At 39.8% G+C, this 12,522-nt stretch carries 10 protein-coding genes and 1 riboswitch; of the genes, 5 read left to right on the forward strand and 5 right to left on the reverse strand.

Annotated elements, in window-relative coordinates:
- The first annotated feature begins 65 nt into the window (after positions 1-65).
- Positions 66-1,760 carry a cache domain-containing protein gene (locus tag BR73_RS0102995; RefSeq protein ID WP_033164340.1) on the forward strand — a complete coding sequence of 565 codons (1,695 nt, stop codon included), beginning with the start codon at positions 66-68 and terminating at the stop codon, positions 1,758-1,760.
- A gap of 269 nt (positions 1,761-2,029) precedes the next feature.
- Here the strand turns inward: BR73_RS0102995 and BR73_RS0103000 are convergent, their stop codons facing one another.
- A complete protein-coding gene (locus tag BR73_RS0103000) occupies positions 2,030-3,421 on the reverse strand; it encodes a sodium:alanine symporter family protein (RefSeq protein WP_033164341.1) in 1,392 nt (463 codons plus the stop codon).
- Positions 3,422-3,535: 114 nt separating this feature from the next.
- A riboswitch (glycine riboswitch) is annotated at positions 3,536-3,635 on the reverse strand.
- 471 nt (positions 3,636-4,106) lie between these two features.
- On the opposite strand from BR73_RS0103000, the gene BR73_RS0103005 reads away from it, so the two are divergent.
- From BR73_RS0103005 to BR73_RS0103020, 4 genes are all read left to right on the forward strand, one after another.
- Positions 4,107-5,048, forward strand: coding sequence for a MoxR family ATPase (locus BR73_RS0103005; RefSeq protein ID WP_033164342.1), 942 nt, complete (start codon positions 4,107-4,109; stop codon positions 5,046-5,048).
- 45 nt (positions 5,049-5,093) lie between these two features.
- Entirely contained in the window at positions 5,094-6,278 is a 1,185-nt protein-coding gene (locus tag BR73_RS0103010; protein WP_033164343.1) for a DUF58 domain-containing protein, read from the forward strand.
- A complete protein-coding gene (locus BR73_RS0103015; RefSeq protein WP_033164344.1) occupies positions 6,275-8,662 on the forward strand; it encodes a transglutaminase-like domain-containing protein in 2,388 nt (795 codons plus the stop codon). The genes BR73_RS0103010 and BR73_RS0103015 overlap by 4 nt, the downstream gene beginning before the upstream one ends.
- Before the next feature lie 145 nt (positions 8,663-8,807).
- The gene (locus BR73_RS0103020; protein WP_033164345.1) at positions 8,808-9,353 is read left to right on the forward strand and encodes a ferritin-like domain-containing protein; all 546 of its coding nucleotides are present in this window, start codon (positions 8,808-8,810) and stop codon (positions 9,351-9,353) included.
- Positions 9,354-9,620: 267 nt separating this feature from the next.
- Here BR73_RS0103020 and BR73_RS0103025 read toward each other — a convergent pair whose 3' ends face one another.
- From BR73_RS0103025 to BR73_RS0103040, 4 genes are all read right to left on the reverse strand, one after another.
- Positions 9,621-9,884: a hypothetical protein gene (locus tag BR73_RS0103025; RefSeq protein WP_033164346.1), complete on the reverse strand. Its 264-nt coding sequence runs from the start codon at positions 9,882-9,884 to the stop codon at positions 9,621-9,623.
- A gap of 117 nt (positions 9,885-10,001) precedes the next feature.
- Complete coding sequence (locus BR73_RS0103030) at positions 10,002-10,802, reverse strand: ABC transporter permease (RefSeq protein ID WP_033164347.1); 801 nt, start codon at positions 10,800-10,802, stop codon at positions 10,002-10,004.
- 18 nt (positions 10,803-10,820) lie between these two features.
- Positions 10,821-11,594, reverse strand: coding sequence for an ABC transporter permease (locus BR73_RS0103035; RefSeq protein WP_051684923.1), 774 nt, complete (start codon positions 11,592-11,594; stop codon positions 10,821-10,823).
- Positions 11,587-12,510, reverse strand: coding sequence for an ABC transporter ATP-binding protein (locus BR73_RS0103040; RefSeq protein ID WP_033164349.1), 924 nt, complete (start codon positions 12,508-12,510; stop codon positions 11,587-11,589). The genes BR73_RS0103035 and BR73_RS0103040 overlap by 8 nt, the downstream gene beginning before the upstream one ends.
- Between the last annotated feature and the right edge of the window lie 12 nt (positions 12,511-12,522).

Raw genomic sequence — 12,522 nt, forward strand, 5'->3', positions numbered from 1 at the left:
ACGCTATTATATCATATTGGTATAGAAATCAACAACCAATAACAGTTTGGAAAGGAATTGATTTTATGAAAATTAAATGGAAGATAACAGGTGTTTCAATATTTATTATTCTGATACTGACCATATCGATCATATCCGTTACTTTTTTTGAAATAAAACATCTGGTGAATGCAGAGAATAAGTCTGAAATCAAAAATTACTCTAATATGGGACTGCAGCTTATCAATGCAGAATATCCGGGAGACTGGTCAGTTCAGGACGGTGCCTTGTATAAGGGGGACACGTTGTTAAATGAAAATTATGAGGTCATTGACGAGTTTACAGCTGATACTAATATTCTTGCAACATTGTTCGCAAACGATACAAGAATATCAACTAATGTAAAAGTTGGAAGCGGGGAGAGACAGATCAATACCAAAGCTTCTGATGAGGTAATTGAACAAGTACTGGATAAAGGTGAGGTTTACACAGGTTCTGCAGATATACAGGGAAAATCAGCCGAAACCTATTACATACCCTTAAAAGACAATAGTGGTGCAGTAATTGGTATCTGGTTTGTAGGTGTTTACACGGATGTTGTAAATGAGCGTATTTTAGAAGCAATGTTACTGATAGGTATGTTATCAGCTGGTATGCTGGTTATAGGAATTGTCATCTCCTTTTTACTGGGAGCTACCATTGCAAGAGGTATTACAAAAGTTAAGGACAAGCTCAGATTAATGGAAAGCGGAAATTTTAATTTTGAGTTTCAGGATAAATTACTGAGAAGAAAAGATGAAGTGGGAGAAATCGCAAATTCCTCCAGGAACCTGCAATTGAAAATGGCAGAAATCATAACTGGTATCCAGAAGGAATCCGAGCAGGTTAAGCTCAAGGTGAATCATTCTGTTGAAGCGATGGAAACCGTAAATATCAACATTGAAGAAATCTCTGCTACCACAGAGGAATTATCAGCCGGTATGCAGCAAACCTCAGCAGCAACGGAGGAAATGAATGCCTCCACCTATGAAATTGAAACTGAAGTTACTTATATGAAAGAAAAAACTGCAAATGGTGAAAGACTTGCAGAAGAAATCAAAGCAAGAGCAGAAAAACTAAAGGAAGAAACGGGAGTTTCTTATAAGAATACCTCGGATATCTATCATTTAACCAATCAACAATTAAGAACGTCAATACAAAAGACGGAGGCAATAGAAGAGATCAAAGAACTTACACAGACAATCATACAGATAACAGCCCAAACTAATCTGCTGGCATTAAATGCATCAATTGAAGCAGCAAGAGCAGGTGAAGCAGGAAGAGGCTTTACCGTTGTGGCTGATCAGATTCGTATTTTGGCGGATAATTCTAAACAGGCGGTATCAAGAATAAACGATATTTCCTATAATGTATCCGATGCAGTAAAAAGTGTAGTTCAGGATTCCGAAAAACTCTTATCCTTTGTGGATAACCAGGTGCTGAAAGACTATGAGATGTTAGTGAATACAAGCAACCAATATGTGAATGATTCTGATAGTGTAAGAGATATCGTTACTGAAATTAATGAAATTGCAGAGAAGCTTCACGTGGCCATGCAGCAGATTCGTACAGCAATCGATGAGATAACGACAGCAGCAGGCGAAGGAGCAGAAGGTACAACGGATATAGCGGAAAAAATTAATAGCGTTGCCTTTAAGGTAAACGATGTATTAAAGCAGGTACAGGAAAACAAAGAAAGCGCAGAGCAGCTGGATAACCTGGTGGATTTCTTTAAACTGTAATAATATGATGGGGAGTTTTTGGGACAGATTAGATAACTATTAGTGAAATAAGTTAAAACTGTATTTGTGAATCTTGTTATTGTATAAGGGTTATAACATTTATCATATGATGCCGGAAGTATCCCATGTCTTCAGAGTTTGTATTAGGAGAAAGACATGGAGGTACTTCCGGTTTTTCATTTTTTATCGGAGTTAACCAGCTGTTTTGCTTCCTCAAAACCCACGGCCTTTTCTTTATTTATCATGGTCCTTAAACCTTTCCTGAAAGGTTACTCCTTTTTGGATAGACCGGAAATACCTGCTTCCCAGTCCTTTGTTATACTGGCAACGACTTTTCCCAGGAGGACCAGAGCCAGGATATTTGGAATAACCATCAGTCCGTTGAATAGATCCGCCAGATTCCATACCAGATTAACCTTAAGGGTGCAGCCTATTCCTACAAAAACAGAAACCAGGATTGCATAGATGGAGACCGCCTTCTTTCCAAAGAGATACTTCACATTGGAAAGACCGAAAAAGTACCAGCCCATAATGGTGGCAAAAGCAAAGAAAAATACACAGATAGCAATAATTACATATCCAAAATGGCCAAAGACCTGGGCAAAGGCAGATTGTGTCAATTCAATCCCGGTAAGAAAGGTTCCCTCTGCATCTTTGGTACCTAATACGCCGGAGGTTAAGATTGCCAGCACCGTTAAGGGCAATAGAACGATGGTATCTACAAATACTCCTATCATAGCAACAAGTCCCTGTTCGCAGGGGTTTTTTACACGGGCCAGAGCATGTGCATGGGGTGTTGATCCCATACCTGCCTCATGTGTAAATAAACCTCGGGCAATGCCGTAGCGGATAGACTGCTGTACACTCACACCCAGGACACCACCCAAAACAGCCTGTGGATTAAAAGCGCCGACAAATATATCATAAAAAGCTGGAATTATGTTACGGAAATTTACGACCATAACAATGATTGAAGACAGTGTAAAGAAGACAGCCATAAAAGGAACAACTTTCTCTGCAACAGCTACGATACGTTTGACACCACCCAGAAAAACCAGCAGGGAAATAAGTGCCAGTACAACACCAATGATCTCGGAAGGAATTCCGAAAGCTGCCTCCATTGCGCCACCGACAGAATTGGCCTGCACCATGTTTCCCATAAATCCAAGTGCTATAATAATCAGTATTGAAAAGACTGCGGCAGCGGCTTTACCAACAGGCCCTTTGACGGCAGCGCGGATATAATAGACAGGGCCTCCCACAAGTTCTCCGTTTACCGTTGTTTTGTAGTGCTGGGCAAGGGTAGCTTCTGCATAAATGGTTGCCATACCTAAAATCGCGCTGACCCACATCCAGAATACCGCGCCGGGGCCTCCCGAAACCATGGCGGTTGCCACACCTGCAAGGTTACCCGTTCCGATCTGGGCGGAAACGGAGGTAAGCAGAGACTGGAATGAGGTCATGCCTTCCTTATCGCTGGCCTTTTTACCGCGCAAGGTGATAGAACCAAAGGTTAATTTTAAGCTTTGTTTAAATCTGCGAAACTGAATTCCCCTTGTCAGGATCGTAAAATAAACACCAACTCCGCAAAGCACAACGATTAAAAATACATCCCACAGTACCTTGTTTATACTGCTGACTAAATCAGATAACCATACCATAATAAATACTCCTCCTAATTTCACATAACTGCAGGCGTCGGATGCAAACAAAAAAGTCAAACCACACTTATGGTTTGACTCCGGATATGAGAAAAAGGCATGATAGTCCCAGTATACAGGTTCTCTGTCCTTTTGCCTGAGAGATTAGTACGAAATCATTATTCGTACCTTACACCTTCGGCACTCGCATTTGAGATTCTCCAGAGTTACATCCGTTCATAGTCTTCACCCGGAACTCCGAGCGCCTGAGAGTGTTACTCCTTCGGCAGGCGAAAGCCATTTTCCTACAAACTTCACATGTCAGTATTATTTTTATACTTTATTATATCACTTTGTTAAAGTGAAGTCAATGAAAGCAATAGTCATTGCAGATCATGTATCATGGAACCGGAATTTTTTAAAGCATACCCTTTCTGTTAAAGTATAAGGTGTGAAAATAATTGACAATTTTTAGGCAAGTGATATGATAATATTAGGATTATCAGTGCTGATTCATTGACTAGCACTATTTGGAGATATTTTATTTTATATTATTCTTAAAATTCCATAAAGATTCATTAGGAGGTTCCGGAAACAACTGGACTGAAGGGTGGGGCAGATTATAACAAATAGTAATTAGCAGCTGCGAAGCCATAAGGTGATTTGATACTACCGGTTTTGCAGCCAGCTAAAAGTGGGAGGTTATATGCAAAACCAAGAAGTAATAGTGGATATAGTTAAGAATATCGAAAAAGTTATAATAGGAAAAAGAGAAGCAATTGATTTAGCGGTAATAACCTTGTTATCGGAAGGACATCTTTTGATAGAGGATGTACCTGGCGTCGGAAAAACTACTCTTGCCAATGCCATTTCAAAATCCATTGACTGCGGCTTTAACCGGATTCAGTTCACACCGGATACAATGCCCGGCGATATAACCGGTGTGTCAGTTTATAATATGCAGACGGGACAGTTTGAATTTACACCCGGCGCTATCATGAATCATATTATATTGGCCGATGAAGTTAACCGCACATCCCCAAAGACCCAGGCCAGCTTATTGGAAGCCATGGAGGAAAGACAGATCAGTGTGGATGGAAAGACCTATCCGCTACCCAGGCCTTTTATGGTTATAGCTACGCAGAATCCCATTGATTATCTGGGAACCTATAATCTTCCGGAAGCACAGCTGGATCGCTTTCTGATGAAATTGTCCATTGGTTATCCGAGTATGGCGGATGAAAAGCGGATGGCAGATTATTACATCAGACAGAGCCCCATAAAGTTACTGGAAGCTGTAACTGACGGAAAGACCATATCTGCTATGCAGGAGGAAGTGAAGACCGTAAAAATACACCAGGATTTGATTTCCTACATAATTGAAATAATAGACGGAACAAGAAAGGATACCAATATCACATTAGGTGCCAGTCCCAGGGCTATCCTGGCTCTGATCCGGGCATCCCAGGCAGCGGCTTATTATAATCACAGGGATTATTGTATTCCGGATGATATCCATAAAGTAATTCAGCCTGTAATAAGGCACAGACTGATACTTTCCCCCGAATCCAGATTAAATAAGCTTACAGCAGAGATGGTGCTGGATAAGATAATAGCCAGATTCCGTGTACCCATACTTCCTGTATGATGCTCATAGGTATCCGATGACGCAACCAGTACAGGAAGGAGTTATATGTTTATTAATCGTATTATAATGCTGATTTTAATCATAGCATCGGCCATTTTCGCCAGCCATTATGGCGGAAATGTTTCGTATGCTCTTTTTTATATGAGCTTATCCATACCGGTAGTTTCTATTCTTTATACCTTTTATGTATATATCCGTTTCCGAATCTATCAGGAAATCGGCCAGCGGTTGGTAGTAAAAGGTGATTTTATTCCCTATTCCTTTACCCTGGCCAATGAAGATTATATTACCTTTCGAAGTATTAAGGTTAACTTCTTCCATGACAGATCCAGTATAGCCAATATAGATGATATCAGTGAATACTGTCTTTTACCCGGACAGTTGGAGAAAATGGAAACCAATCTCCGTTGCAGATATCGGGGTGAATACTTTGTGGGTGCCAGTACGGTGGATATTATTGATTTTTTCTACTTGTTTAAGATTACCTATCCTATTTCCTCCAAACTAAAAGTTACCGTGCTTCCAAGGATTGTAAATATACCAAGGCTTAGTATAGCACCGGAGCTTAAGGATGTTAAGAACACATCCTGTTTAAGAAACGTTTCTTTTGATGCCATGGATCTGGAGACAAGAAAATACATATCAGGTGACAGTAAAAAGCAGATCCATTGGAAAGTAAGTGCCAGGCACAATCAGTTATTCGTCCGGAAGTTTATCAGCAATCCCAAAGCAGAAACTGCTATCCTGATGGATCTGAGAACGGTCAGGGAAGACAGCCTCACTGCCATGATTATAGAAGACCAAATCATTGAAGGTGCGCTTGCTGTTGCAAACTACTGTAAAGATAATAATACAAGAGTAAAGGTATATTATGAACAGGGAGGTATAAAAAATATCTTCATTGGGGGGAAAATGGATTTTGATCTCTTTTACCAGCTTACTGCTCAAATGCACTTTCATTCGACCATTCCTGTAGAAAGCATATTAAAGGAAAGTCTGAACTTTACGGAGAATACGGGATTTTATATTGTTATTACCCATGAGATTACCTTAGAACTATACATAATGATGCTGGGGCTGTCGGAGAATGGCAATGACCTGTCTTTGCTGCTAGTTCGTGATACAGTCGGAGAGGATGAAAAGGAAATGATCAAAAGCCTGAGACTTTCCGGAATAATTGTAAAACAGGTGACGCGGGAGGATGAAATCGGGGAGGTATTAAAGGCATGAATACGGAGAAGCAGTTAATTAGAAGATTAGCGGTTGCGGAAAGTTTTCTGCTTACCCTGGCTATGGGGGCATATTTTGAGAATCTGTTTGTCCTGAGGATCCATATTGTAGTTCTTATGTGTCTTACATTGATCTTCCTGGGTATGATATATTTTATTGACCAGTATAAAAAGAATCTTCTTACCCTTTTTGTACTGACAGGAATCCTCCTGGCTTTTATTATTATCACCTTAGCATTAAAAGTCAATTTTATCAAGGAAATCAGGAATCTGTATCAATGGTGCCTTATCTATAACGGAGATGAGAAATTGTATGAGCGAAGTTACGGTGTGATAGTAATGGCAGGAATTATTTTCCTGTGTGGTGTGGTTACGTATTTTCTGCATCGCCTAAAAATGGTAAAGAATATAGCTGCGGCCGTATTGGCAGTACTACTTATCATCTCGGCTGTGAATAAAGTCAATATACCTAAAATTACAGTAGGAGTAATTATATTTTATTCTCTGTCAACCCTCGCTGAGTATTGCGGCAAACTATATTATAAGAGCAGTAATACAGTGAATAATAGTATTGCTACTGTTTATCTGGCGCCGGCCTGTATCATCATAGCTTTGTTATCCATAACGCTGCCGTCTGGGAATGAACCCATTAAGTGGAAAGGATTTAAGGAATTTATTGAAAAAGCGCAGGAACAGGGGGCTCGTTTAATCACCCAGCTGGAATTCCTTTTTGACCGTAATGGCAATGAATTTTCGGTCAGTTTTTCCGGGTACTCGGAAGAACCTACAGAGCTTGGGGGAGAAGTTAATGTAAAGAATGAAACGGCCCTGAAGGTTAATACGCAGAATAAAAGTACTGCGGCAGGATATCTGATCGGTTCCATAAATGATACTTATACGGGGCGGAGCTGGGAGAGAAGCAAAAGGACAAGAGAGCTTGAGAAAGAAGATTATTATTATGACTTTTATGAATTACTGACTGCCTTTGGCAGGGAAGAAGGCAACGATTTAAATAATATTGTAAAAAACAGAAGCTATGATATCGAATATTATGATATCAGTACCAGATCTCTTTTCTATCCCATAAAAACCTACAATATTAAGTTCTACCGGAAGCTTAAATTTAATGAAACACCCCAGGGAGCCTTTTTATCAGATAAAGCAAAAGGAATCGGGTTTAAGTACAGTGTAAAGTATTATGAACTAAATCTAAATAATACATTTCTGCAGAAGATGTTCAGGGAGGGAGCTGAGGATAACAGTTTCGTATCATCGGAGGTATTAAGCAGAACCGCAAGGAAACTATTTCATTATGATTTGTTACCAACAGATATTGACATGGAGGGATTAAAACAGGACCTTAACCGCCGATCTGCTGAAATAAAGACTTGGTATACTGCCCTGCCGGATTCCCTTCCGGAACGGGTCAGAATATTGGCGGATCAGTTAACCAAAGGCTGTGAGAATGATTACGATAAATTAAAAGCTATAGAAGCTTATCTGAATCAGCTTTCCTATACTACCAGAATCGGAAGGACTCCGGGCGGAGAAGATTTTGTGGATTATTTTCTGTTTCATCAGAAAAAGGGCTATTGCACCTATTTTGCTTCTGCTTTCGGAGTGCTGGGCAGATGTGTCGGCATACCCACACGTTACGTAGAAGGCTTTATGGTGGATTATGAAAACATAGATTCTTCCGGTGCCTATAATGTAGGCAGCAGCTGTGCGCATTCCTGGGTTGAGGCTTACATAGAAGGAATCGGGTGGATTCCTTTTGAACCAACGCCTGCATTCTATGGAGCCAGGTATACCCAGTGGAAGGAGGAACCAAAAACTTCCGGGTACAGTAATTTTGGAGAATCAGGTATGTTGCAGCCTTCAATGCCGCCTGCCTATCAGGAGTTGATTAATAGCGGAGAGAATTTTCAAGGTTATCAGAGACAACGGAAAAATTATGTGCTACCTTTTATTTGGGCAGTGACAGGTATTTTGATCCTATTCATTGGAATTACTTTTATTTATTACAACATACTAAAGGGTAAATACAGGAAGAAATTTGAGAATGCTTCAGATAATGGAAAGCTCTTTTTCATTATGGCTGAAATTTTGCATTACCTTGAAAAAGAGGGCTTTCGCATGACCGATGAAGATACGCTGCTTACCTTTGCTGAAAGAATTGGCAACAAAATAAAATTTAACCAGACAGATTTCCTTAAAGTGGCCGTTATATTTATGGGTGTCAGATATGGTGAATATGAGGTAAAAACACAAGATCTTAAGGAAGTTATAGAGTTTTCAAAGTATTTCAGATATTACCTGGAAGAAAGACTGGGAAAAAGAAGGATGCTTTTGGATAGATTTTTGTATCTTCATTTTTATCAGTGAATAAAACATGAAGTAATTGGAATAGACCTATTTATTTAAGTTATTTGGTCACTAAAACGATATAAGTTATCCATAATGCGGGTTTTATCACAGACCTATCAAATTCATCATATAATATTGAAAGTATATTTTTGGAGTTCACACAATGTATTATAGCGACTACAGCAATTACCATCCTTATTATTATGGTCAGATAAATCCGTATATGCCAGCAGAGAATACAATCGGAACAGCACAAGAAACACAATCAGATGATATATTCATATATCCACAAAATCTGCAGAATGCACTTGACTTAATACAAGAGGCTCTATCTGGTGAAACAGAGGATAGAATGTTCTATGCATGGCTGCTACAGGAAGCACCCTCTGAAGAAGAGCGTGATATAATAGCTGGGATTCGTGATAATGAAATTGGACACTACACGTTATTTAGTCAGCTCTTCTATGAATTAACCGGTATGATGTCCCAGCAGACGCAGGGTGAGCAGTTTATCGAACCGGAAAGTTATTGTGAGGGTTTGGGTCGAGCCTTACTGGGAGAGCAGAATGCTGTCCAAAAATATCGCAAAATTCTCTACGCAATGCAGGACCGTGTTCATATTAACATGATGACAGAAATTATAACGGATGAGATCAGACATGGAATCCTTTACAGCTATCTTTACGCTAGAAACTCTTGCACAGCATAAGATAGAAGTATTTATATATTTCTGTATTATGGAGATAGAAACTCAGCCTATAGATAATTAATGTTGATTTTAGGTTATGCAGAAACAGAATATTTTAAATAAGGCAGGGGGGAATTTCCGTGCTTTATTTAATTAATTCATAAATGGATGAAATACCTCTTTGTCGCTACAGTAAATATACCTAGGAGTAGTCTGTATTGACTAACACATAAAAACCCCGCCAACCTTTATGGGGTTGAAGGGGTTTAGTATAATTTTGTGATATAATTAGAAAACACGTGGAAGTATCACAAGAAATAATATCCCTGCAAGATATAGACCGTTTACACTAAGCGCAATTTTAGTATCTGTATTTCTTAAATGCTTTTTAATAAACAGAAATAGGGTATAGCAAAAACTAAGCGCAATAAAAATGAAATATCCAATGAGCAGAGCGGTTGCGTTGGGGATGTCTGGTTCCCAGAAGAATACAACCGTCAGCGGTACAAAAATGGTAATCAAAGCAAGCTTGCTTAATATTTTATCTTTCATAGAGTGTGTCACCTCTTTCAATTAACTCTAGCTCGATCCAACCAGAACCCCATCACCATCTGAAACAATATAAATTCCCGCAGATATTCTTTGTGGATATTGAAATTATAGGCCTTTTTACCTCGACCGGAGGAACATACTGACCGCTTTATGCTTTTTATGTGCAGAAGCTGGTTTTGGTGATTTTGTCAGCAGTACAATCACAGTTGTGAGCAAAAGCATGACCGTCAAGGATAGCAGGCATAAAACAAGATTCCCAGACTCGGAAGTGTTCATGAAGGTTCCCGTATCGAACCCCATAATCGTTAGTCCAGACAGGATAGGGTATAGGCTGCGTATCGTGACATCTTTGATGAACATGGCACTATATCCAAAGAGAAAGGCTACGATAACACCTCCTATAAATAGCCCGGGTTTCCTGCTGGTAAATGCCAAAATCGGTAGAATGGTGATATAGGTGAAAAGTGATATTCCGAGCATTTGCAAAAGCCCGGTAAATAAAATTCCTGCATTAAGTCCGGAAAGACCCGACAGCAATCCGACAACCAATGTTATAGCATAGCTGTAAAAGCCAAACAGTACGCTTAAAATTCCCATAGCCAGCAGCTTTCCGGACAGCAGGCGCTGAAAGCTTATGGGAACAGGAAAAATGTTTTTCAGTGTGCTATCTGTGTATTCACGGTTGATCAGATAGCCGCCTATCAATGTAAATATAACTGGCATAAAAATTGTTGCGCTATTCCAAATGGTACTTTTAAAAAGAGACGAAAATCCATAATTCTGAGTTGTGACCTCCGGTGTAGCGACTGCCTGTGTGAATACAGACAAAATGGCAGGAAACGTCATGCCAATGAGGCCAATGAGCAAAATATGAAATCTCTTTAGTTTCAAAAACTCCGTTTTTATAATACGAATCAAAAAAGAGCCCTCCTTTCCTTAGACTTCTCTGCGCCGATAGAGGCGAATCATCAAATATATACAAACGGCTGCTTCCAATAAAAGCATGCCAAAGCATACGGGTGCCGATACAAAGTATTGGCTGAACCGATTGTAAAATTCAGTCTGTATTTCACCAGTGGGCGTGTAAAATTGGTATAACCACCGAAAGATCATAGGAACAGGCATCAGGGTTCCTGCATTTATTCCTATAGGCTGCATCATAATCGCATTACTGAAATGCATCACATAATTACACAGGGTGTAAAAGAACACGATAATCACCGAGAGAATATAGCTTTTATTAAACCATACAACCAGCACAACACAGGGAAGCGCAGCAGCCCACATGAGTACCCCTGATGAGGCTGTGAGCAGGAATTCAAAAGTAAAATCAGTCAGCGGGATGTTTTGAGAAACTGCGGTTGCCGTGCTTACTGCAAAGCCCATTAACTGAAATGCAACTGAGAAAATTAGCAAAACCATTAACTTTACAAGGACCAATTGATTTTTAGATACCGGTATGCAAAGCAGATTCTTTAAGGTGTCATTGTCCTGCTCGACAAAAAACAGATTAGCTGCCAAGATAATCAGCAAGGGCATTAATAGCAAAAAGGCATTATCCTCTCTTACACCGGACTGGATACTTGCAAAGTTGGAATCAGACAACAATGCTGCATTAAAAAGAGGAAAAATGAAAGCTGCCAGTATTCCAAAGAAAAATATTTTCTTTCTTTTAAATTTTCTAAATTCATTTAGAAGCAGATTACGCAATGCCCTCACCTCCGGTTATACGCTTGAAGTAATCCTCCAAGGTATCTTCACAGGTGTGAGCTTCGGATACCTCCAATCCGTTTTCAATAAAAGCACGGTTAAGGGCAGCCACAGAAAAATTGTTATCATATAAGCGCAGACTATGATCATCATCCACTGTGAAATTATTAGCTCTAAAATTTCTCTCTATGATTCTGGCAGCCTGTGCTGTGTCAGAAACAATAAAATGGATGTACTTCCCATTCTTTTCTTCCAGTTCTGCAAGGCTTTCTTCTTCCAACAGCACGCCGTGATCAATAATGCCGACATCATCTACTAAAAGTGCTATTTCTGAAAGGATATGGCTGGAAATAAGAATCGTTTTCCCCCGAGCGTCGCATAAATTCCGGATAAAGGATCGCACTTCTGCAATCCCTATGGGGTCAAGCCCGTTGATCGGCTCATCCAAAATCAGCAGCTCCGGATCGTGCATAATAGCAAGGGCAATCGCTAAACGTTGCTTCATGCCGAGAGAGTATTGAGAAAACAGTTTCTTATCCCCATAAGCAAGTCCAACAACTTCTAATGCATCTTTGATAGCGGTACGTTTGGATACACCTCTGAGCTGTGCAAAAATTTTCAGGTTCTCTGTACCGGTCAAGTTCGGGTAAAATCCCGGTGCTTCGATTAAGCTTCCGATACGGGGCAGAATTCTCTTTTCGTTTCCCTGAATGTTTTTGCTAAAAATCTGAACTTCTCCGGAAGTAGGCCGTGTCAGGTTTAAGAGCATTTTCATAGCTGTGGTTTTCCCAGCACCATTTCTGCCGAGTAAACCATAGATACGTCCTTTTTTTACATGGATATTCAAATTTGCAACACTTTTCTGCTCACCATATTGTTTGGTGAGATTTTTGGTTTCAATGATAAAATCACTCAAATGAAGAACCTC

Origin of the sequence: Clostridium sp. KNHs205 (assembly GCF_000702945.1) — a bacterium.
Classification (GTDB): Bacteria; Bacillota; Clostridia; order Lachnospirales; family Lachnospiraceae; genus Anaerocolumna.

Bases quoted from the DNA above. Each gene is read 5' to 3' on its own strand.
- BR73_RS0103025 (WP_033164346.1), bottom strand. From the start codon at position 9,884: ATGAAAGATAAAATATTAAGCAAGCTTGCTTTGATTACCATTTTTGTA.
- BR73_RS0103015 (WP_033164344.1), top strand. From the start codon at position 6,275: ATGAATACGGAGAAGCAGTTAATTAGAAGATTAGCGGTTGCGGAAAGT.
- BR73_RS0103010 (WP_033164343.1), top strand. From the start codon at position 5,094: ATGTTTATTAATCGTATTATAATGCTGATTTTAATCATAGCATCGGCC.
- BR73_RS0102995 (WP_033164340.1), top strand. From the start codon at position 66: ATGAAAATTAAATGGAAGATAACAGGTGTTTCAATATTTATTATTCTG.
- BR73_RS0103020 (WP_033164345.1), top strand. From the start codon at position 8,808: ATGTATTATAGCGACTACAGCAATTACCATCCTTATTATTATGGTCAG.
- BR73_RS0103005 (WP_033164342.1), top strand. From the start codon at position 4,107: ATGCAAAACCAAGAAGTAATAGTGGATATAGTTAAGAATATCGAAAAA.
- BR73_RS0103000 (WP_033164341.1), bottom strand. From the start codon at position 3,421: ATGGTATGGTTATCTGATTTAGTCAGCAGTATAAACAAGGTACTGTGG.